This window comes from Desulfomonile tiedjei DSM 6799 (assembly GCF_000266945.1).
GTDB classification, from domain to species: Bacteria; Desulfobacterota; Desulfomonilia; order Desulfomonilales; family Desulfomonilaceae; genus Desulfomonile; species Desulfomonile tiedjei.
Genome location: NC_018025.1, coordinates 1180452 through 1207449, shown reverse-complemented (window position 1 = coordinate 1207449; position 26998 = coordinate 1180452). Strand labels below are relative to the sequence as shown.

The following is a 26998-nucleotide window of genomic DNA, read 5'->3' as shown; positions in this document are numbered from 1 at the left end:
CTCATGCTCTTTCCCGATACGGAAATCGAAGTTTCCGCGGTCATGCCGTGCCTCAATGAAGAGGAGACCATCGGGCGTTGTATAGAAAAGGCCTTGGCGTGCTTTGCCGCCTTGGGAGTCAAAGGCGAGGTGGTCATAGGTGACAATGGGTCGACCGACAGGTCTGTGCTCATAGCCAAGTCGCTCGGTGCCCGGGTGATTCCCGAAAACCGCAAAGGCTACGGTTCGGCATTGAAAGCGGCCATTTATGCATCTCATGGCAAGTACTGCATCATGGCGGATTCCGACGATTCGTACGATTGGAGCGGGTTGGGCCCGTTCATAGAAAAACTGCGAGAAGGCTACGATCTCGTCATGGGAACCCGACTGAAGGGTACCATTCTTCCTTCCGCGATGCCTCCTCTGCATCAGTACTTCGGAAATCCATTTCTTTCCGGAACCATGAACCTGTTTTTTCGGACCGGCGCATCGGATGCATACTGCGGAATGCGGGGATTCTCACGAGCTGCGTTCGACCGGATGCACTTGCAGGCGGATGGGATGGAATTCGCCATCGAGATGATCATCAAAGCTTCCAACAAGCAGATGCGCATCACGGAAATTCCCATTACTCTCCACCCGGACGGCCGGTCGAGACCCCCTCATCTGAGATCGTTCAGAGACGGGTGGCGCACGCTCCGATTGCTCTTGTTTTATGCCCCGGATTATCTGTACGTAATTCCCGGAAGCGCCCTGTTTCTGTTAGGAGTCCTTTTTCAGGCGTTACTGCTCTTCGGTCCGGTCACGCTGTGGGGTCAATATTTTGGGGTTCACTGGTTGGCACTGGGATGTCTTTTCTCTCTGCTAGGATTTCAGGTTCTCTCCCTCGGGGCTTTCGCGAAGGCCTTCGCAATGAACGAATCCTTCGAGATGAGCGGAAGAATATTCAGCAATCTCATGAACTGGTTCACCCTTGAGGCTGGAATCGTCATTGGCGCTGCCATGATTTGGATAGGATTGCTCGCGGATTCTGCCATTCTGGCAACCTGGCTCGCACGTGACAGAGGCAATCTCGGCTCGACCCATGCGGTTTTCGTCGCCACAACCGTAATTGCGCTTGGGTTCCAGGTCGTGTTCTCTTCCTTTTTTCTGGGGATGTTCAGAATCAGCATGTCCAAGAAAGAGGCTGCAGAGAAACCGCCCCAAAGACATTTATCTCTGGTCAGATCGGTTGAAACCAAGGCGGACGGTCAGGATACTCCGTGAGCGTCTTCATCATAAATGAGCCATACGTAAAGGATTTTAACAGAACCCAGAGGTGGGCTGCTCGAACCCGAGGGAGAGTGTTGCGTGCTCCGGACTGGCTCGCCTACGCAACCGCAGTGCTGGAACGCGAAGGAATACCGGTCAAACTCTTCGACTTCCCTGCCCGGGATTGGGACAAGGATCGACTCCGGCGGCTGGTGAACGAACAACGCCCTGATTTTGTGGTTCTGGATTCAACCACGCCTTCCATATATTCCGATATCGAATGCGCCCGCATGTGCAAAGAGGCAGGTGCTACGGTTCTCATGGTGGGTCCCCATGCGTCGGCTCGCCCGGAAGAAACGATCGAGCTTGCAGACGGTGCTGTGGATGCTATTTGCATAGGAGAATACGACTACACCGTCCTGGACGTGGTAAAGAACTACCCTCACCTAGAAACCGTCAATGGCATTTGTTTCCTGGATCGAGGCAAGCCCAAACGCACCGTATTCAGACCTCTCATAGAAGATTTGGACTCCTTGCCGTTTCCTGCATGGCATCATTTGGACCTCCTGCGATACTTCGACGGCTCAAAGCTCTACCCGTACGTGGATATCTTTTCCGGTCGAGGATGTCCGCATTCCTGCACGTTTTGTCTCTGGCCCCAGGTAATGCACGGCCGTAAGGTCCGGCTGAGATCTCCTGAAAACGTTGTGGACGAGATGGAGCGAGATATTGCACTGTGTCCGAAAGTCGTGCAGGGAGGAGAATTCTTCTTCGAAGACGACACCTTCACACTGATCAAATCAAATGCCGTTGCCATATGCGAAGAAATTGTGAAACGGGGGCTCAAAGTAAAATTTTCCGTAAATGCCAGGACCGACACTGCTGATGAGGAGCTGTTTCGCATTCTGAAAGCTGCGGGATGCAGGGAGCTGCTGGTAGGGTTCGAATCCGGTGACTCGAACGTGCTCACGCACATGCAAAAAAGAGAGAGTGTCGATGATGCCCGCCGATTCATGGAGCTCGCTCACAAAACCAAACTGGATGTGCATGGGTGTTTTGTCATCGGCTTACCTGGTGAGACGGAAGATTCGATCGGGAAGACTATCGATATGGCCCTTGGATTGGGTCTGCACACTGTGCAGTTTTCCGGGGCGGTTCCGTTTCCGGGAACGCGATATTTCGACTACTGCAAAGAAAACGGTCTCTTAAAGACAGAGCAATGGGATTTGTGGCTCGAAGACGGTGAACAAGCAGCAGTGGTGGATTATCCGGGCCTCAGCAGAGATAGAGTGAAACAAGCGGTGGATGAGGGGCTCAAGAAGTTCTATTTTCGCCCGTCTTACATGCTGAAGTTTCTGTTCCAGACACGGAGCATGTCCGATCTTTATCGAAAACTGCGGGGCGCCAGGAATTTTCTCTCTTATCTCTGGAACGAGAGACGGGCCACATGACAGGAGAACCCAGAGTTTCCATCGTTATTCCGGTGTACAACAGCCGAAAGACGATCGAAAAATGCATTGAATCGCTCTTGCTTCTCGATCACGACAGTCTTGAAATCATCATCGTGGATGATGGTTCCACAGACGGAACTCCTGAACTGTGCGATCGATATTCCGAGGTACGGCTAATTCGTCTATCAAGAGGAGGCCCTTCCCGCGCGCGGAATATCGGCATCACCGCAGCAAGGGGCGAATTTGTGGCTTTCACGGATGGTGATTGCCTGGTGGACGCTCGGTGGCTCAAGGAACTCGAAGTTCCGTTTGCGGACCCTCGCATTGCCGGCACGGGCGGAGATCAAAAAAGTCCCGATGATGAAACGGAGACGGGCAGAATTGTCCAGGAGTTTCTTAAATCCATAGGTTTTATCACTGGATATATAAAGACCGATGCACAACTCAGAGAAACCGAGCACAACCCTTCCTGTAACTCAATGTATCGAAAACAAGTCCTCTTGGACGTTGGCGGATTTGACGAATCGCTCTGGCCCGGGGAAGATGTCGAACTGGATTTGAAGATAGTCCGAAAGGGCCACAAACTCATGTACAACCCGTCAGCAGTGGTGTTCCATTACAGACCCTCCACGTACAGGGGTTTTTGTCGCATGATGTTAAGATACGGAGCCTCTCAATGGCCGTTGGTCATGAAGTACGGATTGTTCCGTAAGCTCCACTATATTCCGCCGTTGCTGATTGTATGTTTTTTGGGGTTTCTTGCGGCACTTTGCAGAGAAGCAGCAGCGGCCTTTCTTGTGATTGTCTTTCCAGCCCTATTCTTTGCATGGTTTTTGTGGAAAACTGAATCGGTTTCAAAAAGTCTCACCTTTACAGGCCTCATTCTGGGCACCATACTATGCTGGAATTGGGGCTTCTTTTCAGGGTGGATCAATAAAAAAGCAGCGCAACCCGAACAGCGGGCAGGAGTTACTGAATGAAAATCAGAATATATTCCGATTTCGTTTGACCGTACTGTTATATCGGCAAGGGTATTGTCGACGAGTTGAAGAAAGAGTTTTCCCTGGAAGACGAATGGCTGGCGTATCAACTACGACCCGAAACACCGAAAGAAGGCATTCTTCTGACGACACTCTTCCCGGGAGCAGATCTCACCCAACGATACGAAAGCCTCAATCGTGCAGGCGAGCCTTACGGCATTCATTTTGCCCATCTCGAAAGGGTGCGTAATTCTCAGTCCGCTCTGGAAGCCGCGGAATATGCGAAAGACGTCGGCAAATTCCACGAGTTTCACGAACGAGTCTTTCATGCATATTTCACAGAGCTGCAGGATATCGGAAACGTGGACCTGTTAGCTGCGTGGGCGCAGGAGATCGGAATGGATGCCGGCTCGCTTCTGGATGCGCTGAAAACCGGCATGTATAAAGACAGACTGGAAGAAGCTCACCGGAGCGCTGTCGCGAACACGATCACTGCAGTGCCTACGTTTATCATTGAAGATTCAATAAAGCTGGTCGGTGCACAGCCGATAAGTGTGTTCAAGCAGAAGCTGCTGTCATTGGAGAAATAGACCGAATCGACGATTCACATTCGCAGTTGGAAAGAAGGTGCGGAGGAATTTCTCACAGGTTCAGCAACACCCGGAGGATTGTGTCGGCGCTTGGTTTGAATTCTCGGCATCCGGTTCGATGACGCAGCAGCAGGAAGAAGAGTTCCTCCCGAGCGCGTAGTTGATTACTGCGGTGGCGCATCCGACTCCTGTTTTAACGGAAAGTGCTGCAGTAGGGCAATTCTTCGCACATGCTCCGCATTCCATGCATGCATCCCGATTGACGATTTCCACGCTGCCGTTGTGTTTTGCCAAGACGCCATGAGGACATACCTGCAGGCACATGCCGCACCCGGAACAGCGGGTCTCATCGAGATTAAGAGTCACCACATCATGCAAATAAACGAGTTTCCGCATCGGCATCTCCTTTCAGGCCAGAAATCCGGATGAGACCCACAGCGCTATCCCTGCTACGATTCCTGCAATCTGGAAGGGCACTGCCCATTTCATCTCTTTCTTGACCCCAGAAAGCGACGTGTACGTGGAACAACCGGTAAAATTCATGCCCAAATAGGACACAACAACAGTAATGAGCAAGATCCAAGCGCCTGCTTCAAGCGTATTCGGCCACTCTCCGGTTATTGTAGCTTTGAGTGCGATGAAAACCAACGAGGTCGCTATCCCGATAGCGAATCCCTTGAGGGAAAAGGCACGTCCCGGAAGCCAAGGAAGCAGAAGCGGAAACAGAACCGTGCCTGCAATGATTGCAGCCACGAGACCCGCAGATGCAGCCAGCCCGTAATGAGTGATGTTCGTCCAGTAGCCGTACGGCCCGCCAAAAGCGCTCAGGATCAGCAACACGGGAATTATATACAGAGCTGTTGTCGAAGCGCTTACCAGTTCAACGGGAATGACCGCAGCCCTTTCCCGCAGAGTAAACGTCTTGGTGCGCATTTCCGGAGTGGCTTCCAACCCGGAAGCGATGAATTCAGGCAGATCCGACGAGTCCACAGGTCCGTAAACAACTTTGAATCCTGAAAGTTTCTTGACTCTGTGAGCTGCTATTCCAGGAGCACCCAATTGCGGCAGAATCAATTGTTTGTGTGATACGACTTTGGTCAACCCGCTTGTCTCAATGCGATTCACGAGTTCGTCCGTCCCGAAGGTCCCCTTCCCCGCTGCACACCAGACATTTATTCCCTGGGTATCCAGCACGAGCAGCCACGCTGAACTGCCGGGAAGAGCCGACCTCAACGAATCGAAACTCATCTTGTAATTCGCGGTCACCAGCACCGGAGAAGCAGCGTCGGGATCGTTGAGCGCATACAAACCGGGGTCCACGACGAACTTCATGCGACCGATCTTCCATCGAGCCTTGTACGTGCCGAATCTATCGGTAAAAGTCAGATCGGAAGATACTTTCGGGATTTTTCCGGCAAAAGTGTCCACAGCACCGGTAACAAACGGTTGATCCAGCCCGGGAAGACTCGTCCGAGTCTTGGGACGGGGCGGTCAACAACTGCGGGCAGGTGGAGGAATCGGTCGACCCGATGGATTTTCTGCCGGTAAAGAGGTGGTCATGAGTCCCTCCTGGGGAATAATAGACACTTATACTATAGAGTATTGCTTATAAGTGCACAAGTTCAGGCCGACGGTCTTCACGTAACACCATTTCGCCAATAAATTTGACAAAAACCGAAAGGTTCTGCAGAGACGCCGGACCCTACCATCAGCCAGTAGTGGCCGTGCCTCCGTGCCGGCCAAAATTGGGTCTATAAAAGCAATAGGTATAAGCTGCATATTCCTCATCCCCAGATTGCATAGGGCAGTACGACCGCGGCGAGGCTCAGGATGCGGAGTGCCTGGCTCATGAACAGGAGTTGACTCCCCAGCCCGAGGGAAAACAATCCGGCATAGGTAGGTAACTGATGGCGCACCGCACGCAAGGGAGTCGCAATAATGGTTCCGAGAACGAGCGCCAGGACGGTTTGTTTTACATCAAGCGATCCCGTGTTCTGTAACGCACCGGCTGCAGCCATTCCCGAAGTGAACTCGGCTGCAAGCGCAAAGATAACCACTCCCGCAGCTTCGATCGGAAAAACGTCGGAGGAAACGAAACCGACGGCTCCGCTCCTCAACCATTGGAACACTCCCCGTTCTCCGGCGAGAAAGACCAGGATGTAAATCGGGATTGTGTACAGTACCAATCGAACGAATCGGCCCCGAAATTTTTCCCAGATTTTTCTCATGACCGAGGTGTTGTTTGCATCCAGGTGATCCACCAGAGCGCTCCAGGCGGGAGAAGGGGCCGGCAGAGTCCATCTAGTGTATGCAAGCACACCAATGCTCCTGAGACATGCGGCAATAAAGGTAAGAGCAAGATACAAGAGCCCTGCAGTACCCGCAAGGGATGCCACAACGAAGAAGGTTGTGGGTAAATGAACAAGGTAAACCGGCAGGCCGTTATTCACGAGATACGTAAGTACGAGTTCTTTCCGGGATATTCTCTTGGCCTGATAAAAATCCACGAGCATGGAATTTGCCACCACTCCGGATACGAAGCTGGAGACGAATGCTGCACCGCTTTCATCATTGAGATGGCCCCATCGAGTCAACGGACGCACAAGCCGAGCGAGTTTACGGGTCCATCCGAGGCTTTCAAGTGCCTGACCGGCCAGTAATCCCACTGATAACAACACAAGCAGTTTGAGGAGCGGGACGATCAGCTTTGAATAGAGTTTTTCACCAGAAAGAGCGCTCCCGGGAACATACAAAGACCATGCAAGACTTGCAGTTCCTGCCAGAATCAGGATGCTTGGAACAATCAGCCATTTCTTCCCTGGTCTTTTGCCTTTCATTCCAGAAGAGGCATTCCCGGCGATACGCGACATACGTTTCACCGGGGCTTTTCCGCGCTGATCAGTTGGTCCATGTTGGCTCCGTTGCGAATCAGATTCACGCTGACAAACCCGGAGGTCTCCAGATCTTCACGAATTTCTTTAAGAGTGTAAGAATCCCCCGCTGATGTGGCGCACAACATGTTCACTGCGAATATGGCTCCGTCCGGAGGGTTCGTACGACTTTCATCCAGGACGTAATCACGGATCAGCACGGTTCCGCCGGGATCGAGGCTTCTGAAAATTTTCCCGTACAACATGCGGTTCACGTCACGACTGTTGCTGTGAATTATGGCAGACAAGAGCACCAGATCGTGTCCGCTGGGCAGTTCATCTTTTGTGTAATCTCCAGCCACGATTTCCACCCGATCTATGAAGCCGTGTTGTGTCAACCTGTTTCGGCCCATTTCAACGACCCGGGGAAAGTCGAAGAGTGTAGCTTTCATATGGGGAGCTTTCCTGAGAAACGCCATTATGTATGTTCCGGATGCTCCTCCCACGTCGAGCATACGTTTAAAGGGAGCCAGGTCCAAAGATTCGACGATCCTGTTGGCCATGACGGAGCCTACGACATGCATTGCATCAATGAAATCCTGCACTTCTTCAGAGGTCCGGGAAGCCATCCCTAACGGATTGGGATTTGAGCCGGTCTTTACGATTTCAGTGAGTTTTGACCAGCTTTCCCACATACGATTTCTGTGCAGCACCAGAGGAAGGATCGATTGCGATCCGTTCTTGGCCATGAGCTTGAGCATCGTCTCATCTGCACTGTAGCTTCCTTCAGCAGACTTTTGCAGAAACCCGGTTGCGGCAAGCGCATCCATGACGATCCGGAGCCCTCTCTCGTCCCATGATTTGTCTCGTGCTATATCTTCGACGCTCTTGGGACCGTCGGACAGAATGGTAAACAGATCCAGCTCTGCTGCAGTGAGGAGAATCCTGCAGGTTTGAAAAGCTCCGCTCAGCGATAGAATGCTCTCTTTATCCCATTTCTCGGACATGGTTGTACCTCCCCGGAAATCTCACATACAATTTAGTATGGAAATAGGTTAAGGAAAAGCCTTGATCAGCATTTCTCAGAAAGTAGTGAAATCATGGCAGGAAAAAGAGCTAATTTGCTTCCAATATCAGCAAATCTAAGAAGTCGAAACCAGGAGACAAACGAGACAGGAAATCTATTGCTCCATATCAATGGTCAAAAGCTGAATAAAGACTCTGTCAGATTATTTCCAAGCCGTGAAGTCGTCCGGAGTAAAGCCGGCATCTTTAAGAATACGAAGTGCCAAACCTCGCCCTATGTCACAGCCAGTGTGTACTGGGATTGTCAACGTGATACCTTTCTGTTCATTTTTTACGATGAGATGGCTTCCTGTTTGACGATCCTCTGCAAATCCGTGTGCTTTGAGAAATCTCAAGAGTTCTTGAGCAGAAACCTGTGGCATCCGGCTCATTCTGGTATCCCAAACGTCAGCTCTTCGACATGCACGATCCGGTTGTTTTGGGGAATATTTTCTCCATGCGCTCGTAATGATTCAATGTGCTGCTTAATTGCTTCTCGAATATTTCGTTTAGTCTCCTCGATGCTCTTGCCATTACTGAAACATCCCGGCAGAGTAGGACTATAGGCGAAGTATCCCTCATCTTCGGGTTCTTTCTCTATGACGATTTCAAAAGAAAGATATTTCATCTCTGTTCTGTTTACCTCTTCTCAGACTATTATGAAAACGACATTCCAGATGACTATAGCCTATATTACATCCTTTCCAAGAGTTACCGTTCCTCCATATGGCAAAGTCTGGATCCCTGCCTAGACACCAATATAGCCCATGTCACACTCAAGTCAAAACTTTGTGCCCTCAGTCTGACGATTTAGCGCGAAATTCACGACTGCTCTCTCCGCCGAATCTATGTCTGCCGCTTGACAAATGCGCTATCTCTTTTATTTTAGAAATCAAACGCACTGTCTGAAGAGGCACTTCATGAAATTTCTTATCGGAGCCGGCATCGGCGCTGCAGTAGGACTGATAATAAACCTGTTCAGCACATACTCGGGGAGCGGGTGAGCCATCTGGTGCAATCCGATTGTCGCAGTGCTCATAGGCGCTGCCATCGGAACCGCCATTGCCTCAGGATGAGGCGACAAATATCTTGAATAAAATTACAGACACGTCGTTGAGAGTTACAACGTACCTTTCTGTTCTATGTTTAGGAAATCCTCATTTTACTTTGATATTCCTTGACAATCAACCCATGCGATAATATCTTCTGATGCGCCGGATGACAACCTTCTCCGGAGGCTGTCCTGAAAACCGGTGGTCCGTGTTCGTGAAGAAACACGGACGAATGCCGCTGCACCTGTGGGTTATTGCGTCCAAATGAGGCCGACGAGGAAAATCCAGAGAGGCTTCAGAGTTCATCCGGATTGGGCAGAGATACTTGAAAATGTCCATATCGTGATGATCGGCATCACTCATGCCGGGAACATAGGTGCAGTCGCGCGTGTCATGAAGAATATGGGTCTGAAGAAACTTAGGCTGGTTTCTTCAACCTCGTGCGGTCCGGAAACCGATGCATTTGCAATGGCTTCAGGCGCTTATGACGTGATCGAGCAGGCCGCTTTTTTCAGTGAGCCTGCTGAAGCGCTGGAACACATGGTCATGGCAGTGGGCACATCTGCGCGACTCGGCGGAAAACGGATTACCGCACGAACTCCGGAGACAATCGTCCCGGAATTGATGGAAAAGGCTGCAACCGGGCCCGTCGCAATCGTGTTCGGCCGGGAATCGAGAGGCCTGACCAACGAGGAACTGAAGCTTTGCACGCATCATATGATCATTCCCACTGATGCGGAATTTGCGTCCATGAATGTGGCTCAGGCAGTTGCAGTGACAGCTTATGAGATTTTCAGCGTCGCTTCACGTCCTGTAGGATTCCAGGCAAAAACGTTTCGTCCCGCTGCCGTCGAAACACGAGAGGCAATGTACCAGCACATCGAGCAGGTATTGATTTCGGCAGGCTTCATCAAAGGGGTCAATCCCCTCATCATGATGCGAGACATTCGCCGGATACTCAATAGCGCCAGCATGGACGACAGGGATGTCAAAATCATGCGAGGCATTTTCCGGAAAATGGGAAATGCCATACGCATACACAAGGAGAAAAAGGTACGTACCCCGGAATCCGGTGAGAAGGATTGATATGACCGTCAATGATCTTCCGGTTCATGAAACTAATTTAGTCGCCAGAGTACGTGCCTTCTTCTCCGTCGAAAATCAGTTCACTCGCTGACGTCTCAGAAGGATTATCTATGGCTGCATTGACCTGCCCGTTCATCGATCCGGTTCTCGTCCGTTTAGGACCCCTGGAGATCCGATGGTACGGCGTGATGTATCTCCTTGGGTTTATAGCTGGATATTACGTTATCAAATCCGAGCTACGGCGTAAGCAAGGACCCATTCCCGCTGAAAATGCAGACGATCTCCTTTTCTACCTCGTTGTCGGTCTCCTGCTGGGCGGAAGAATCGGGTATGTATTGTTCTACAATCTTCCTGCATACATTGCTGCACCCTGGGAAATTCTTTACGTGTGGCACGGCGGAATGAGTTTTCATGGGGGCTTGCTCGGGATGATCCTCGCGGGAGTGGTCTTCTCTCGCACCCGTAATGCGAATTTCTGGAGCCTTGCGGATATTGGCGCTCTGGCTTCTCCCATAGGGTTGATGCTGGGAAGAATAGGTAATTTCATCAATTGCGAATTGTTCGGACGGGTAACCGACTTACCCTGGGGCATAGTATTTCCGGATGGCGGAAATCTGCCTCGTCATCCATCCCAGCTTTACGAGGCATTTTTTGAGGGCCCTGTTCTTTTTCTCATTTTGTGGATACTACGAGTCAGGACAGCAGTGCACGGACAGGTGCTTGCAGCGTTTCTCGTGGGTTATGGGCTTGCTCGTTTCTCAATCGAGTTCCTCAGAGAACCCGACCCTCAGTTGGGATATCTCTTTTTCGGACTCACTATGGGCCAGCTTTTGTGCATCGGTATGATGATCGCAGGAGCTGCGCTCTTTACATATCTTCGGTATTACGGAGTTCCGACCGAAAAACGATCCGATCGAACATCGAGAGTCAAACCATGACAAAAAAGGGCGTAGTGCTTTTTAGTTTTGCTGCATGTTCAGCAGCGATTGTGCTCGGGCACTTTCAACCGAGCCTTTGTTTTGCGCATGAAGATCATCCTGTGAAGTTTTCCTCTATTGAGGCACTCATGGCAGGCACTCCGCCTCCAGATACCGGGGAACCATCAGGGGAAAAGCCTCAGCCACAGCCTGAAGAAACAGCACCCGTCCCCGATCCCGCGCCTCCCGCGAAAGCCCCTGCTGCACAATCGAACGGCAAGGATGGAGAAGCTTCCACCCCGGAATCGCCGGTCACTGGGGCTGCTCCTGTGGAAGAAGAAAAAGGAAAAGGAAAGCAGCCTGGTTCCGCGGATAAAACCGTCTCCACTCATGACGAAGGTTCAACGCTGCTCAGAGCTGCTTCGGATCTGGCCGGTAAGGGTGAATACTCGTCTGCGCTGGAGAAATATCGAGATGTCATCAGGATAGCTTCTGAGAAAAAGGATGAGAAAATGCTCGCCCAATCACTGGGAGGAGCAGCCCGCATGCTTTACAGTCTTGGAGACTACTCCGAAGCGCTCGTTTATATTGGAAGATCTGTTCAAACCAATCAGTCACTCAAAAATGCCCATGCAAGAAGCCTCGATTACGTAATGGCAGGTCGCATCTTAAGCGCTCAGGAAAACTACGTTCAGGCGCTCAAGGCTTATGAAGAAGCACTGAAAATTCTGCCTGCTTCAGAGGCTAAGGAAATTCCGTCAATTCTGGAAGAGACCGCAAATTGTAACCTGAGATTATATAAATACCCCGAAGCAATAGCTGCATATAGTCGCATCGCTTCCATCCATTCTAAAGCCGGAAACGAACTCGAAGCTGCCCGGATTCTATCCAGTATAGGTGAAATTCAGGTGTCCCGGGGCGATTACAAATCTGCACGGGTTCATTTCAAGAGAGCGGAGAAAACGTACCGTGACCTCAATCGTCCAAAGGAGCTTGGGGAAACCCTGTTCCGAATAGCGTATCTGGATCATGCACTTGGAGATGTCGCAGCCGCCAACGCATCGATTCGCGAAGGTCAGTCGCTTCCCGGTTGCGGGACCGAAGGTCCGACGTCTGCTCTTCCTCTGCTCGTGAGAGGCATGACGGAGTCCGGTGAAGGCAAGATTATTCAGGCAGCGAACAGCTTTACCGCGGCATTGAACCAGTATGAACGTGCAGGCGACAAGATAATGGCAGCTCGTTCAAGACTGCTCCTGGCACAATTGGAGCTGGAACGTTCCAGGCTCAAATCGGCTCTTGAGTTGGCCGGCATGTCACTCGAGCAATTTCGTGCCGTTTCTTCAGCAGGAGGAGAAGCCGGTGCTCTGCTCGTCATCGGAGACGTGTATTTCCGTCAAGGGTTCGTGCAGAAGGCTCAAGAATATGCCCTCGAAGCTCTCAATCTGGCAAAAAGGATTCAGGATAAGAATCAGGCAGTGCAGGTTCGCGTTCTCCTTGCTGACATTCACATCGGTCTCGGGGAGGTGGAATCCGCTTCCAAGGTGCTCAAAGAAGCGCTCGAAGAGGCCAAGAAAGACATAAGCCGACGATCCAGGGCAGCATTGCGTTTGGCCCTCGCTCGTTTCAGACTTTCCCGGGAATCAGGTGAACGTGCTTTCCAGGATGCTTCCGAGGCGCGGAAAGAATTTGTCGAGCTAAACGATCGCCGAGGAGTCGCGGATTGTGACAGTCTTATCGGCGTATCGTACGAGCTCCAGGGAGATCGAGAAAAGACTCTCGCTCACCTGCAACGGGCCCTCACCGAGCACGAAGCCATGTGGGACCGTTTTGGTGAAGGCAGAGATTTGACCGCTCTTGGTGTTCATTTCAAGAACATCGGGAATCCCGAGAAGGCAATGGAGTATTTCTCCAAAGCGCTCGAACTGAGGCGTGGAATCGGAGACCGCCGGGGCTATGCTGCGAATCTGGCCAATATCGGAAATCTTCTCCGTCACAGGAATAATGTTTCCGACGCGACCCAAAAGTTGCAGCAAGCGTTGTCAGTGTATCGACAGATCTTGGACAAAAAGGGTGAAGCAGACGTTCTGACCGGCCTGGGCATGATAGATGCATCGAAAGGGGCTCAGACGCAGGCACTGGAAAAATTTTCCGAAGCGTTGAAGATCCATAGAGAAACCTACGATCACAGGGGTTCGGCAGCCGATCTCGCCGGGATGGGAAGGATCTACCTTGCGCGAGGCGATCTGCAAAGCGCTTTGCAAAGCCTGGACGAAGCCGAAAAATTCAACAAAAAGATTCGGAATCCGCAGGGAGACGTAGCCATCCTCTCAGAATTGGCCATGCTGCATCGAGCCAAACGCAATCCTCAACAGGCCCTCACTCTGCTGAATCAGGCACTGGAAATTGCGAAGCAGATGAACGACTCACGAGCTGTTTCGTCCATCCATTTGAAGATGGCTTCCATTCTAGAAGATTCCGGAGATTATTCGAAGGCGCTTTCTTATTTGCGCGATGCTCTTGATTCCATGAGAAAGATGGGCGACAAGTCCGGTGAACTCTGGGCTCTCGGGAGCATAGGGATTATTCAGTCGAAAACCGAAGACTACGAGAATGCGCTTACCAACCTTCACGAAGCAATTAAGCTGTGCTCGGAAATGGGGCTTCCTCCTTCTCAATCAAGAGATCTGGAATTCCATCTTGGAGAAATCTATGAGGGCTTCAGAGACCTGGAACAGGCTCTCGAGCACTACCAAAAAGCCATGTCTGCATCTCAGGCTGAAGCGAGCGATCCCATTCTGGGAAAGATCTACGATCGAATCGGCAATATTTATTACAATATGGAGGATTACACCAAGGCACGGAATTTTCTTGAAGATGCTCTGCGGATCCATGGTGAACTCCACAACAATACATTACAGAAAAGCGAGCTTATTCGATTGGGAGATCTCCTGAGCAAGCTCGGGGACCCTGAAACTGCTGTCAAATACCAGCAACGAGCGCTCACGCTTGCCCGCGAGACACAAGACGAGCGTGCCGAGGCCCGCATACTCACCAGAATAGGAACGCTCGATCAGATGCTCGGCCGCCCGCGGGTTGCATTGGAACATTATCAAGAGGCAATGGATATTCGCAACAGGATGGGCGATCGCCGGGGAGTCAACGAAAACCTCCTCCAGATGGCTCTTGTAAGCTCGATTCTCGGCGACTACGATTCTGCATTAACGCACCTCAAAAAAGCTTTTGAGATTTCTCAGTGCTCGGAAGACCGGGGGATGCTTTGGAAAGCTTACTTTGTCATGGGCCGGACCCTGGAAGGGAAAAAGAGCCTCGGCGAAGCAATGGAATCGTACCGCAAGGCTATTACGATTCTTGAAGCAATGGAGGCTGACATCATCGAAGAGTCGGATGAAGATAACTTTATTTTTGGGGGCAGGACGGGTCTCTTCGAGACGACACTCCGCGTGATGATGAATCTGGCCAAGAAAGATCCCCAAGGAGCATACGACAGCCAAGCGCTTCGGATAGTGGAAAAACTCAAAGCGGCCGAATTCGAGAATACTCTCTCCAGGATCAATGTGGATAGCTTTTCGGATCTTCCCAGGGAACTCCTTATCAAAGAAAAGAGTCTCAAGCTAACCTTGAGAAAACTGAACACCCGGCTCGTTGAAGAACTCTCGAAGAGCAACCCGAACCAGCCTCAGATAAAAAAGCTGCTTGAAGAACGACGAGCAAAAGAAAGACTATTCAGGGAACTTAAAGAGCGCCTCATGAGAGAGTATCCGTCCTATGCCGATCTGAGGTATCCGCGCCCCGTGTCTCTCCACCAGATTCAGAAAGAAATCATCGATCAGGACGAAGCTATTCTCGAATTCATGGTAACCAGGAGCAGGACGTACGTTTTCGCAATAGATAAACACCGGTTCCACTCTTACTCCATCGACTACCCCATAAAAGACCTGGAAAGAGATGTGGATGTTTTAACTCGACCTCTCTACAGAGCGGATACTCAGGCAAGTTGGGACCCGTCCGTTGCGTACAAACTCTATTCTCAGATCGTTAAGCCGATAGAGTACTTCCTGCTGGCAAAAAAGACGGTAGTGATCGTGCCTCACGGACCGCTGGCATTCTTGCCGTTTGAAATACTCATCAATTCTCAGGCGCATGCAAAGAAGCGTTTTTGGTCGGCAACGGATAAACCGTCGTATCTCGTGGAAAAGTACGCCTTCTGTTACTCACCGTCTATTTCAGTACTCTCTCAGGTGCGAAGCAGGACTGCCGACCGGAAGCCCGGATGGACTCTTGCAGCCTTCGGGGACGCGGTGTACCAGGATCAGGAGAAGAAGCAAGAACCGAATCCTGGCGCCGATCGACTCCTGAACAGTCTCAATCGCAATATGAAGGATTCTCGGATACAGGATCTTCGGCCCCTGCCCGGAGCGAGAAAGGAAATTTCGGAGATTTCCCGCATCATGGGCGGTCCGATCCAAACGTATCTTGGGGCTCAGGCGACGGAAACCTTATTCAAAAGAGTTGATCTGGGCCGGTATGCGTATATTCATCTTGCGACTCATGGAGTGCTTGTCGGTACAACAGCAAACTCTCAGCAGCAACCGGCAATCATCTTCTCTCTTTTCGGGGATCGTGAAAATGACGGCTTCCTGCAACTTGGGGAAGTTTTCGGGTTGAAACTTAATGCAGACATGGTGGTCCTGTCCTCGTGTCTTTCGCCGGGGAAAATAGGCCCAAGTGAGAACAGCGGAATTCTCGGACTGTCGAGAGCCTTTCTCTTCGCAGGTGCAGACTCGGTGGTCTTGAGCATGTGGCAGGTCAATGATGAGAGCACCGCGCGGCTCTTCATTGAAACATACCGAAATCTGAAGGAAGGATCAAAAGCCGAAGCGCTGAGACAGGCCAAGCTTACGCTGCTGGGAAGTCAGTCGACAAGCCATCCCTACTACTGGGCTCCATTCATTCTTATGGGAAATTGGACAGTGAAATTCCGTCCCTCAGACCAACAGGACCCGATTCAAGTGAAGGCTCGCGGCACATCGACCTGGCGAAAACTGCTTAATATGTGATATCGGGGAAGTGTCCAGAAAATCTTTTACGTAATACAGGACTAAAATTTCTTTTCCGCACTGACCTGGTTCCCAGGTCAGTGACACCCCACGATTTCATCGTTTCTGGATCTTGGGTGCCATTGCTGTTCGAGCACGTATTCCGTTGTACATGGGGTCGGCAGGAACGCTGACCTCTACCGGAAGAATGAGGCGTGAGCACCTTTGTTTGTGCATTCATCTATTAACGATTTGTCATTGAAGAGAAACCGGGGAACCCCCTTCCAGTAGGAGGCTTTCCCCGATCTCTTCCAACGAATTTTATCTATACGAATGCCAAGATTAATGTCCGATTGAAGATATGGATATTGGTAGGTGCCGTGCCTCCGTGCCGGCACGTCTTCAATATAATCAATGATATCGACAGGATGGAGCGACAGAGAGAAAGTGTCTCAAAATTTACAAATGGACAAGAAATCGTGCCACGATTCCCCATCTTCGTAGGGGTAGGCCTAGTGCCTTCCCCTATTTGGGCGGACACGAGGCCCGCCCCTACAATCAGGCCAGCAGGACCATGAGAACTTCGTGCTACGATCTGGGATAAATTTTGAATTTTGAGACAGTTTCGGGACGGCTGTCCCTAATCTTGTACTCGAGCTTAGAATAAACGTAAGAATTTTTGGCAATCGCATAACAAGGTCTTTCCCTCCATATCAATTCTATGCACGAAGCACATCGACCTTGTCAGTACGCTCCCAGGGCAAGTCCAGATCTGGTCTTCCAAAATGACCGTACGCTGCCAACTTCCGGTAAAAGCCGCCTTTGGATGAAGCAGGGAGTTTCATCAGGTCGAATTCACGAATAATACCTTCCAAGGTGAAGGGAAACGCCTTCCTTACTCGCTCCACAATTTCCTCATCCGGGATAGTGCCTGTTCCCATGGTTTCCACCTGGACACTCGCCGGTTCCGACAAACCGATCGTATAACTGAGTTGAATCTCGCATCGTTTCGCGAGTCCGGCCGCAACAACATTCTTTGCGGCATATCGTGCAGCGTAAGCTCCCACACGGTCGATTCTCAGCGGATCTTTTCCGCTTAAAGCGGAGCCGCTATTCCTGGAGAATCCCCCGTAAGTGTCGATGGCATTCTTTCTGCCTGTGAGACCGGAATGCACGGAAGGTCCACCCAGGATGAGAGGTCCACCGGGATTCACAAATATTCTGGTGTTTGCATCGGGTGTAACGGGTTCATCCTCGAAAACGCCTTCGATAACGTTCTCTATTATGTCGTCATACAACCGCTTCTGATTGGGTATATTCCTATCTATTTGACTTGCGTTCACTGCAATGGTGTGAATCCTGTGAGGTCGAGTATCCTTGAATTCCACTGCTACCTGTGTTGTTCCATCCGGCGCCAGATATGGCAACACTCCGTGTTGTCTCACCCGGGAAAGCTTTGATGAAAGCTTGTGAGCAAGCCAGATAGGCAGAGGCATGAGCGCAGGCGTATGATCGCACGCAAAACCGAAAATCGTCACTTGATTGCTTACCTGGTAACCATCGGTTTCCGGATCTCTTGCCTGATCTCGAGGAGCCATATCTTTGAGACTGGTCAATATGCTGCACGTCTTATAATCGAACTCCTGGTCCACATACCCGATTTTCCTGATTACTTTACGGGCCACATTAGGAAAATCCACTTTGACATGGGAAGCGAACCGCGCAGAAATGAAAACGACTGAGAGTGAGACCGCGCATTCTGCCGTGACGCGAGCACAGGGGTCACGCTCGAGAAAACGGTCTACGATGGCGTCACTGATCTGATCGCATAATTTGTCCGGATGCCCTTCTGTTACTGATTCCGAGGTATGGATAAAATCTTTCTTCATGCCTGATCTACCTGCCTTTTCTTCATAGCATTGTTGATGAACAGAGGAGCAGTTGCAGCAGCCGTGGCAACGAGGCCGTCTATTAACGTCAAAGGAGCAAGTCCGAGTAGACTTCTCAGTCCCGGAATAAGCTGAGTTGCTGCCTGCAACCCGAGAGAAACAGTAACCGCGGTACTCAGATATCGGTTCGGTTGGTTTTCGTCATCGAAGATGCTCCGAGTTTCCGAACGACAGTTCAGGGCGTGCAAGATTTGGGCGCCGGTCAAGCTCTGGAAAGCCAATGTTCCGGCTTGCATCCCGGCTCCATAACGCATGAAACCGTATGCATAGGCAGCAAGAGACGACGCGGTCATTACTGCAGATTCGGCCGTAATGCGTTTGAAATCCTGTATCTTTGCGATTGATTCGTCAGGGTCCCGAGGCGGCTGGTCCATAATGTCGGGTTCGGAGGGATCCATTGCCAGGGCAAGCCCGGGAAACACATCGGAAATAAGATTGATCCACAGCAACTGCATGGCATTCAACGGATGAGAAAGTCCAAGCGCAGTTGCCGTAAACATAAGCTGAATTTCGCTAAAATTGGTAGCGAGCAAATAATGGAGAGACTTTCTGATGTTCAGATAAATCGTTCGGCCATCACGAATGGCAATAATGAGCGTCTCGAGATCGTCTTGCTCAAGAATGACATCAGCCACCTCGCGGGCAACATCCGTTCCTCCCCGTCCCATGGCTATTCCGACATCCGCGGCTTTCAGGGCCGGTCCATCATTTATGCCATCGCCGGTCATTGCCACAATTTTGCCCGCATTCTGAAGAGCCTGAACTATTTGAAGCTTGTTTGAAGGACTGACACGGGCAAAAACGTGCGCCTTTTTCACAAGAGCGTTAATCACCTGGGGATCTGCCGTGTTCAGATGACTGGAATCGAGAATCTCCAGCGGATTCCCGTTGGCAAGTCCCAGTTGCCTTCCCACAGCGTACGCAGTCTGGCTCTGATCTCCTGTTATCATAACCGTTTCCAAACCAGCCTGGTGGAATACTTGCACGCACTCCTTCACTCCACGGCGAACAGGATCGGCCATTCCCACCAGCCCCAGCCAGGTAAACGTCTGGTCCTCATCAGAACCTTCGTCAGAAGCCTGCAAAGTGAAGCCAGCTCCGAGCACACGAAGTGCATCTCCTGCCATGCTGTCGTTTTCAGCCTCGATGAGCTCCTGGTCTTCGTCGGTCAGTTCCGACATGTATCCGTCTTTGAAAATGTACTTGCACTTATGCAACACTTCCAAAGGACTTCCCTTGAGCGCCAGAAGATGCTGCTCGCCGTGATTCTCGTGCAATGTGGTCATAAACTGACGATCTTCCGCCCGATGCCTTGTGTTGAGAATCGGATGCCGGCCTCTCAATTCCTGAACATCGACTCCGCATGCTATGGCAAGATGAATGAGAGCGTTTTCCGTGCTCGTACCATTGACTATAAATGTCCCATTCTTTCTGATTACTTCGCTTTCATTACACAACGCGCATATGTGAACGAGTTTGAGCACTTCCTCGGGAATGTTGTCATCAACAGGTTTATCACCTACAAAGAGGGTTCCGTCGCTCACTGACACCTGTTGGCTTCCGGAGTACACCCGGACGACCGACATTTCATTAACCGTCACGGTGCCTGTCTTATCAAAACAAAGGGTCTCAACGGAACCAAGTGTACACACTGCTTCAAGATTGCGCACCAGGACTTGATGTTGGCGCATGCTTCCGACACCGAGAGCCAATGTAGTCGTGGCAACCGTAGGTAATCCCTCCGGTACTGCTGCTACTGCCAGTGAGATCGAACTCTTGAGCATCTGAATGAAGCTGTTGCCCCTGAGCAACCCCATCAAGAAGACTACACCGCAGACAACAGCCGATAACAAGACGAGCTGATTACCAATCTGTTCCAATTGACGTTCGATAGGAGTTTCGGGAGGCGCTGAAGTAGCAACCAGCGACTGAATTCTTCCGATCTCGGTCATGGGCCCTACCGCAACTACTACAGCCAGGCCCAGCCCTCCTGTGACAAGGGTTCCACCGTAAATCATGTTGATCCTGTCGCCCAATGCAGTATCCTTTTGCTGCAATGCTTCGGCAGTCTTCATAACGGGCATGCTCTCGCCCGTAAGAATTGATTCGTCAAGGCTCAAGTTATTCGAATGAACCACGCGGGCGTCTGCCACCACATACGTGCCCGGCTTGAGGACCAGAATGTCACCAACCACCACCTCTGCAGCCGATAATTCGGTGACAATCCCTTCACGCAGCACTTTTGCAGACGGTTGAACAAAATGCCGTAATGCCCTAATCGTTTCCTCTGCACGGCTTTCCGTGTAATACCCCACGATTCCATTGATTCCAACTACTGCCGCAATCACTACGGCATCTATTACTCCTGCCGTAAGGACGGATATACCTGCCGCAACTCCAAGCAAAGCAACCGGCAAAGACTTGAATTGATCGAGAAAGATCTCCAACTTGGATCGCACTTCTGCTTCGGGCACCGCATTTATTCCATATTTGTGAGCACTCGCCTCTACAGACTCTCTCGAAAGACCCGACTCCAGTGAACTCCCCAGGAATGATAGAACCTGCTCCTGCTCCATGACGTGCCACTGCTGCAAGGGTTCACCGGCCAAATCTGACATTACAGGCCCAGCGAACGCTTTCTTGCAACGATCGTTTTCGGGTTGAAGTGCTATTAGCGCTCGATTCGGATCCAGTAGAAATTCTTGTACGATTTTTTCGAGTGAATGAAAAATTGTTCGGGAATCATAGCTTTCATCATAAACTATGAGGACATTCCCGGTGAGAACGCTTGCAGAAACCGCTTTGATTTTGCCGTTTCGCACGAGTGTTGTTTCGAGGAAGTTCTTGAGCGCTTCACACCTGTACAGAGCCGTCAATTTGTATCTACGCCTGCCTTTTACCGCATTATGGATTTCCGCAATCATTTTCGGTGCCTATCTACTATCCGGCTTGCTTATATCGTGACCGCACATCGGAAGCAAACCAGGACGTTATTCACTGCGACTAATACCAATTTACATTCAAAATCCCCCATTCCCCCATAAGCGTTAAAATAAGAGCATCCACCTTCAACTTTCCTGGTGGAGGTCGGCGTCTCTGCCGACCCATGTTGACGGAAAACGCCCGCGAACAGCTAGGAATCCGCCATTTAGCAATTAACTTAATCGTTGTCATTGCGAGGAGCGTAGCGACGTGGCAATCGCCTGGCACTCAGGCGCTTAATTTCAGGCGATTGCTTCGCTTCGCTCGCAATGACAGTCATTCAGCAACTCTCAAAAAGACGCGGTTCGCTTTGGTCATCACATCTTACGCCGTGTTCCTATTTTAACGCCTATGCTCCATTCCCCCCTTTATAAAAGGGAGTAGAAGGGATTTTCTTCCAACTTTGAAAGCAAATAGGTATAAGTCGCTATACGCAGCCTGAAGAATCGAGGCTGCTGGAATCGAACATGGAGAAGCAGGGCAAAAAGATTCCCTGGACAAGTGAAAAATGCGGAACACTCCACACGCCTACTACTCCGTGCGCTCGGGACAGAACTTTCCGACGCTCACAAAGGAATATATGAATTGACGTCGAGAGGCTAAAGGCGCCACAGGCAAACGCCGGAAACAAGTGCGTCAACATACGTTGCTTTTCGGTCACATTTGCTCTTTGGTCTCTGCCAGTTCCGTACGAACCTCAGCCTTCGCTTCCTCAATCACATCCTCTGCCACTTCGATAGCATCAGCCAACATTTCGCGACCCTTTTCGAAAACCATGAACCCACCCTTCAAAGCAGCCTTCAAAACGGGGCGAGCAGCCGTTGCAACTATGGGAATTACAACAGGGGCGATCAGCAACCCTACCCCGATTGCCACTCCAGTCCATATACCTCCTTGAGGCCTCCACAATGCCATGATACATTTCTCCCTTCTTATAAAGTTAAATGATTATTTTACTATTGTTCCATTAATTCTTGATTAGTTTTCCATTAAATCTGATGTCACAGAAATAATCTTCTTTCATAGATAACCGCTTTTACTGCTACGTCGACAAGTATACGTTTGGTGAGCAACACGTCAAACACCATCCTCATTACCCGCAGCCAAGTCACTCTCTCAAAAAGGTCTTTTTTACGGCTCCATTAATCAACAACTAGCCTGGACTTAGTACTTTTCTAACATCGAGGAGTCAATTTTTAGTGTACCTGTAATATGCTAACAAAAGTCAGAGGAGTCTGAGAATGCGCTATTATGTTCATGAAGTGCCCGGGAGATTACGAATCAAGATGCCGGGTTTAAAGAGAAACAAGTTCAAATGCACTGAATTGGAATGCCTTCTGGAAAGTCTGCACGGCATCGGTTCAGTTACTGCCAATGTGCTTACTGGAAGCGTTCTCATTCAGTTTTGCCCTGAGAGCATTTGTTCACACAGTATCCTTACTCTCCTTTCGCAAGAGGGATACATTGATTTAACGAGAGCAATATCGAGCCCGCAATATATGGAAGAAGCAGTCTCCAATATAGGGTATGCCGCTTCGAAAGCATTGCTGGGTTTGGCCTTGGATAAAGCCTTTGAAGGCACTCCATTGGTTCTTCTCGCCGCCTTCATATAATTTTCTCGATAAAGCAAGAGACAACACATTGAATCGTCATTTTTTGTAGTGCATTCATTGGATAAGGTCGTCAGAATATTGTCACCAGTTTTCTGAGTGCACTGCCCGGATGAACTTTGACCAAAAATAACCTCTACGAAAATCTTTCCTTCCTCTCGTTGAACAAACCGACCCTGAACACAATCCAAACCTTTTAAATAAACGCGTTGCGCATGTTACAATGTGCGCGGTTAGCGGAAATTTAATCGCGCATTAACCGTATTTTCACAATTCCAAGTCATTATCATCCACAAAATTCCATGCGACACGTCACATTTCTTTTATGCCCTCGTGATCGATAGTTAGATCATGGGTTCTGGTGTGCTGCTTTTATTCTAAGGAGGAATCATGAAGCGGTTAGTCATTTTACTGAGTTTGTTCGCATTCCTTGCCGCGGCCGGTTCGGCCTTCGCCTGGGAGTTCTCCATGAAGGGCGAATCCGAATGGCGCTATCGGTACTGGAGCAGAACTGGAGATGACGACATCTTCGGCACCATGGATGCCAATTTCGTCAATCTCGGAATCAACCATCTTTCGACTTTCCCTACCTACGCCACCACCAACAGAGGTGGGAGTGACGGTGGTCTTTTCGGTGTGCTGGCGGGTGAAAACCGTTTCGGCGCCGACATGTCCTTAACGGATTACAGGACTACTTTGTATCCTCATATTAAGGTCAACAAGGCAATAGACATCAGTGCGTCGGTCAATCTTACGTCTCTTGGTATTTGGTCTGCCGGACAGCCCTATGAGGCAGGCCGAACAAATCCGCCCGACTCACTTCCCAATGTGGGGTACGTGAACTCATTGTATGTTCCTATTCAGGACAGGGCAGTGAACGTGAATGTGCCGAACACGTTTGTTACCCTCCAGTGGCTCAAACTGGGGATCAAGACGCCTATGGTCGACTTCAGCATCGGGTACAAAGACAGCTCTATAGGCATGGGCTTGTGGAAGCATAAATGCAATCGTGCATCGGCTTCCTTTGGAGTCACGGCCCATTACGGACCTTTCAAAATCGGATTCAGCCCGTATTTCAATAGAGAGCTCTCAGCGTGGGGATGGACGCCTGCCACGGGACGTTCACGAAATGAAGGAGCAGGAGCACCTCAGAGGCAGGAAGACAGAAGAAACTATTTCACTGCCTTCTTTGGTGAGATCCAGTATGCAAACGGTCCCTTGGTCTTCCAGCTCGTCTCTGACTCTTATCGGCAGCCCAGCGCACCCAGTCCGAATAGTGTGAGGGGTGCGGCTCTTACCGTGGCAAATCCTTCTGACGATATCATGAGATACAGGATAGCTTCGGCAGTCAAATATTTTAACGGCCGTTTTTTCTTCAATGCTGAAGCAGACTGGTTCAACAGGTGGCGTGCCGGTCGTGGAACCGGAACCCCGGGCGGTCTGGTAAACCAAAACGAGGATGACAGCGGCTGGCTTTATGGAATCGAGACTGGAGCTTTGGCAGGTCCTCTGAAAGTTACCCTCAATTATGTGAGGGCTACCGGAGATGACATTAGCACCAGGTTCACGAGTGAAGACGCGGCGACTTCCGAGCAGGGTGCCTCAGCCTGCTACATGAAGCAATGGGGCTACTTGATGTACTACATGTATGGAACCGGCGATGGGTGGGATGCAGCCGGATGGGGCCAGCCCACGAATTTCCATCATGTGGGTGCCCGATGGGACTATGCAGTTGCCTCGAACTTGAACATTTCAGCAACAGGAGCGTATGCGTGGCGTGATCAGCCCACAGCGTACACCTTCGGTGGAGATTATCAGAAGGGATTGCGACCATACACCAATGCCGATCTCTTGGCTTTTCAAACTGGTGCATCTACAAGACGTCCCGTTCCCGACAGTGCCAGGGAAATCGGGTGGGAAGTCGATCTTGGCATGAACTGGAAGCTCCTGGAGAATCTCACCTGGAATTCCACTTTCGCCTGGTGGCAGCCCGGCAACTGGTGGCAGAACGCATTTCCGAATACAGCGCACATATACCGGTTAGGCTTGGTGCCAAATACCAACACAAGCGAAGCAATTGCAACATTCAATCCTGGTCGCTGCATCGATCCTCTGATCGCGGTGGAGACCAACCTGTTAGTCACTTTCTAAAGGTGTGGGGAACTTTTTGATCTCAGAATGTGCTGATATTTTGATGCCTTTCTGATCGGATGCCGGCGATGTGGTCCTCCCAATCCATCGTCGGCATCATGATTTTCAATGTTAGTCTCGCTCCTCAAAGTGGTCTGAGAAGATCGCGGCTGGCAGACAAATTGCATTGAGACGCATACATCGATGTCACGAAATCGAATTCTCATAATTGACAGCAAAGGCGACGTTCTCGAAACGTTGTTACCGAAATTGTTAGGGGACGGCTATTACATAAGCACGGTGACAAATGGAGATGATGCATTCGGACGGGCCAGTGTCGAATCACCTGATTTTGTAATCATAAATATTACGAGTAACGAAGGGGTGGGTCTTTGTCGACGGCTGAAAAGCAACGCGGCAACCCGAGACATATCCGTTGTGGTGCTTATATCTCAGTCCGATCAGGCATATGTTTCAGATAGTCTCGATGCAGGCGTTGACGACTACATGATGAAACCGGTCAGTACCGAGTTATTCAGTGCGAAACTGGCGGCAATCAATCGTTTGAGAAGCATCCCTACGAATGACGCGTCAGTGCTATCATTTGACGATCTGACTATCGACCTCAATCGTCACCGTGTCTTTGTTCGAAACAGCATCGTCGAACTGACCAGAACCGAATTCAGAATTTTATGCTATCTAGCACGCCATCCAGGGTGGGTTATAACACGCGAGCAGATTCTCAATGAAGTTAAGGGCAGCGATATTTGTGTCACCGAGCGCTCTGTGGATGTTCAGATAGTCGGCCTGAGAAGGAAGCTCGGTTCCGAAGGAAAACGCATCGAGACCGTGCGGGGTTTTGGTTATAGGCTCCAGACCTGAGACTCATTCGTCTCAGTGCCCCTTCCCTGCCGATGTAAATGGAATGGACGCTCTCGGGATTTAACTCCCGCATAAAACTCCCCGCATGACTTTTCATTCAATTTTCTGATACAACATTGAATCGTGTACGCGCAAAACGCCTTTCCAAGGGGCCCATTAATGAAAGTGCTTTGAGCTGTATAAGCGCTGTACGGCTGTGAGTCTTGCGTTTATTGCAACGTAAAATCAGGAGATTCGGTTATGATCAGAGCCACAGTCTGGTTTCGGTGTTCGGCCATGCACGATCCCGTCATGCCTGTGCTGGTGAAACCGGCCGTAATAGGGTGGAAAGGAAAAGCCAGGGAAATAGACCTTGTTATCGAACGAGACTTGACTGGAGCTGAATTGGTCAAGCGAATGAAAGGTTGGATCACTATCGATCCCGGCAAGGCGGTGGAGGTTTTCGAGTCACATGGGCGTCTCAAATGCTTTGACGATGGTGAACTCGTTGTAGAAGTGGAAGACCGTCAAGACCTGGAGGCACTTCAGCGGGAACTCGCCGAACGCTTCGGGGATCAATGCCATGTAGAAGCACTCTAGACGACAATTTTCATTCGAGGGCGTCCGAATCGATTTCTCCGGTACGGATTCGGACAGCACCGTTGACTCGCTCGACCATTATTCTGCCGTCTTCATTTCTGCCTGCCGAACCATGAACGCACAGAGCCTCTATTATACGCTCGGCAAGCTCTGCAGGCACCACCACTTCTACTTTGATCTTCGGGAGGAGATCCACATCTTTCGACGTTTCCCCGAAAGAACGGCCTTTCGGCTTCGGGGGAGCTGCATGAAGAATCTCCGTGAATGTCATACCGCCGACGCCCAGCTCTTCCAGAGCGTCTTTGACGTCATCCAGCTTGAAAGGTTTTATAATTGCCTCGATCAAAAACATGAGGACCTCTTTTGGCAAGTCCCCTATTTTCCCAAAAGGGGGTTGACTTTTCTCGGGATTCTACCCTAAACTTCCCTGATCGGCAAACGCTTTGCCTTTTGCAGGATGCCCCCGTAGCTCAGTGGATAGAGCGACGGATTCCTAATCCGCAGGTCGCAAGTTCGATCCTTGCCGGGGGCACCAGACATCATTGAGGATTCAGGACAGACCCTGAGT

21 protein-coding genes and 1 tRNA gene are annotated in these 26998 nt (G+C 50.4%); 12 read left to right on the top strand and 10 right to left on the bottom strand.

All coding sequences use genetic code 11. The features are described from left to right. The first annotated feature begins 3 nt into the window (after positions 1-3). Genes DESTI_RS05125 through DESTI_RS05110 form a run of 4 tightly spaced genes read left to right on the top strand, consistent with a single transcriptional unit; the run spans position 4 to position 4251 of the window. Positions 4-1245: a glycosyltransferase family 2 protein gene (locus DESTI_RS05125; RefSeq protein ID WP_014808898.1), complete on the top strand. Its 1242-nt coding sequence runs from the start codon at positions 4-6 to the stop codon at positions 1243-1245. Next, on the top strand, positions 1242-2681 hold the full coding sequence (locus DESTI_RS05120) for a B12-binding domain-containing radical SAM protein (RefSeq protein ID WP_014808897.1): 1440 nt from the start codon (positions 1242-1244) through the stop codon (positions 2679-2681). The genes DESTI_RS05125 and DESTI_RS05120 overlap by 4 nt, the downstream gene beginning before the upstream one ends. Next, entirely contained in the window at positions 2678-3661 is a 984-nt protein-coding gene (locus DESTI_RS05115; RefSeq protein WP_014808896.1) for a glycosyltransferase family 2 protein, read from the top strand. The genes DESTI_RS05120 and DESTI_RS05115 overlap by 4 nt, the downstream gene beginning before the upstream one ends. Before the next feature lie 41 nt (positions 3662-3702). Continuing rightward, entirely contained in the window at positions 3703-4251 is a 549-nt protein-coding gene (locus DESTI_RS05110; protein ID WP_083846624.1) for a DsbA family oxidoreductase, read from the top strand. A gap of 60 nt (positions 4252-4311) precedes the next feature. Here the strand turns inward: DESTI_RS05110 and hgcB are convergent, their stop codons facing one another. The 6 genes from hgcB to DESTI_RS05080 all read right to left on the bottom strand — a co-directional run bounded on the left by hgcB (position 4312) and on the right by DESTI_RS05080 (position 8814). Further along, entirely contained in the window at positions 4312-4647 is a 336-nt protein-coding gene (gene hgcB / locus DESTI_RS05105) for a mercury methylation ferredoxin HgcB (protein WP_014808894.1), read from the bottom strand. Between the two features lie 12 nt (positions 4648-4659). Beyond that, the gene (gene hgcA, locus DESTI_RS05100; RefSeq protein WP_252989023.1) at positions 4660-5811 is read right to left on the bottom strand and encodes a mercury methylation corrinoid protein HgcA; all 1152 of its coding nucleotides are present in this window, start codon (positions 5809-5811) and stop codon (positions 4660-4662) included. Positions 5812-6035: 224 nt separating this feature from the next. Beyond that, positions 6036-7121, bottom strand: a complete 1086-nt coding sequence (locus DESTI_RS05095; RefSeq protein ID WP_041286788.1) for a hypothetical protein — start codon at positions 7119-7121, stop codon at positions 6036-6038. 5 nt (positions 7122-7126) lie between these two features. Continuing rightward, positions 7127-8128 (bottom strand): methyltransferase, encoded by a 1002-nt coding sequence (locus DESTI_RS05090; RefSeq protein WP_014808891.1) that lies wholly within the window; start codon positions 8126-8128, stop codon positions 7127-7129. Between the two features lie 222 nt (positions 8129-8350). Beyond that, complete coding sequence (locus DESTI_RS31705) at positions 8351-8569, bottom strand: type II toxin-antitoxin system HicA family toxin (protein WP_353743187.1); 219 nt, start codon at positions 8567-8569, stop codon at positions 8351-8353. Positions 8570-8574: 5 nt separating this feature from the next. Continuing rightward, positions 8575-8814, bottom strand: a complete 240-nt coding sequence (locus DESTI_RS05080) for a type II toxin-antitoxin system HicB family antitoxin (protein WP_014808889.1) — start codon at positions 8812-8814, stop codon at positions 8575-8577. 688 nt (positions 8815-9502) lie between these two features. Here DESTI_RS05080 and DESTI_RS05075 point away from each other — a divergent pair. From DESTI_RS05075 to DESTI_RS05065, 3 genes are all read left to right on the top strand, one after another. Continuing rightward, complete coding sequence (locus DESTI_RS05075; protein ID WP_014808888.1) at positions 9503-10324, top strand: RNA methyltransferase; 822 nt, start codon at positions 9503-9505, stop codon at positions 10322-10324. Between the two features lie 119 nt (positions 10325-10443). Next, a complete protein-coding gene (gene lgt, locus DESTI_RS05070) occupies positions 10444-11262 on the top strand; it encodes a prolipoprotein diacylglyceryl transferase (protein WP_169316404.1) in 819 nt (272 codons plus the stop codon). Beyond that, positions 11259-16319: a tetratricopeptide repeat protein gene (locus DESTI_RS05065; RefSeq protein WP_014808886.1), complete on the top strand. Its 5061-nt coding sequence runs from the start codon at positions 11259-11261 to the stop codon at positions 16317-16319. The genes lgt and DESTI_RS05065 overlap by 4 nt, the downstream gene beginning before the upstream one ends. Before the next feature lie 698 nt (positions 16320-17017). Here the strand turns inward: DESTI_RS05065 and metK are convergent. From metK to DESTI_RS05045, 3 genes are all read right to left on the bottom strand, one after another. Next, entirely contained in the window at positions 17018-18187 is a 1170-nt protein-coding gene (gene metK / locus DESTI_RS05060; protein WP_014808885.1) for a methionine adenosyltransferase, read from the bottom strand. Continuing rightward, on the bottom strand, positions 18184-21171 hold the full coding sequence (locus DESTI_RS05055; RefSeq protein ID WP_014808884.1) for a cation-translocating P-type ATPase: 2988 nt from the start codon (positions 21169-21171) through the stop codon (positions 18184-18186). Before DESTI_RS05055 ends, metK begins: the two co-directional genes overlap by 4 nt. Positions 21172-21886: 715 nt before the next feature. Next, positions 21887-22144, bottom strand: a complete 258-nt coding sequence (locus DESTI_RS05045; RefSeq protein WP_014808883.1) for a DUF5132 domain-containing protein — start codon at positions 22142-22144, stop codon at positions 21887-21889. A 326-nt stretch (positions 22145-22470) separates the two neighbouring features. Between DESTI_RS05045 and DESTI_RS05040 the strand changes: the two genes are divergently transcribed. From DESTI_RS05040 to DESTI_RS05025, 4 genes are all read left to right on the top strand, one after another. Continuing rightward, positions 22471-22842, top strand: a complete 372-nt coding sequence (locus DESTI_RS05040) for an HMA2 domain-containing protein (protein ID WP_014808882.1) — start codon at positions 22471-22473, stop codon at positions 22840-22842. A gap of 387 nt (positions 22843-23229) precedes the next feature. Continuing rightward, positions 23230-24990, top strand: a complete 1761-nt coding sequence (locus DESTI_RS05035; protein WP_014808881.1) for a hypothetical protein — start codon at positions 23230-23232, stop codon at positions 24988-24990. A 183-nt stretch (positions 24991-25173) separates the two neighbouring features. Continuing rightward, positions 25174-25851: a response regulator transcription factor gene (locus tag DESTI_RS05030; RefSeq protein WP_014808880.1), complete on the top strand. Its 678-nt coding sequence runs from the start codon at positions 25174-25176 to the stop codon at positions 25849-25851. A gap of 240 nt (positions 25852-26091) precedes the next feature. Continuing rightward, complete coding sequence (locus tag DESTI_RS05025) at positions 26092-26430, top strand: hypothetical protein (RefSeq protein WP_014808879.1); 339 nt, start codon at positions 26092-26094, stop codon at positions 26428-26430. Positions 26431-26440: 10 nt separating this feature from the next. On the opposite strand, the gene DESTI_RS05020 is transcribed toward DESTI_RS05025, so the two are convergent. Beyond that, the gene (locus tag DESTI_RS05020) at positions 26441-26782 is read right to left on the bottom strand and encodes a P-II family nitrogen regulator (protein WP_014808878.1); all 342 of its coding nucleotides are present in this window, start codon (positions 26780-26782) and stop codon (positions 26441-26443) included. Positions 26783-26889: 107 nt separating this feature from the next. Here DESTI_RS05020 and DESTI_RS05015 point away from each other — a divergent pair. Next, a tRNA-Arg gene (locus DESTI_RS05015) sits at positions 26890-26965 on the top strand. The last annotated feature ends 33 nt before the right edge of the window (positions 26966-26998 follow it).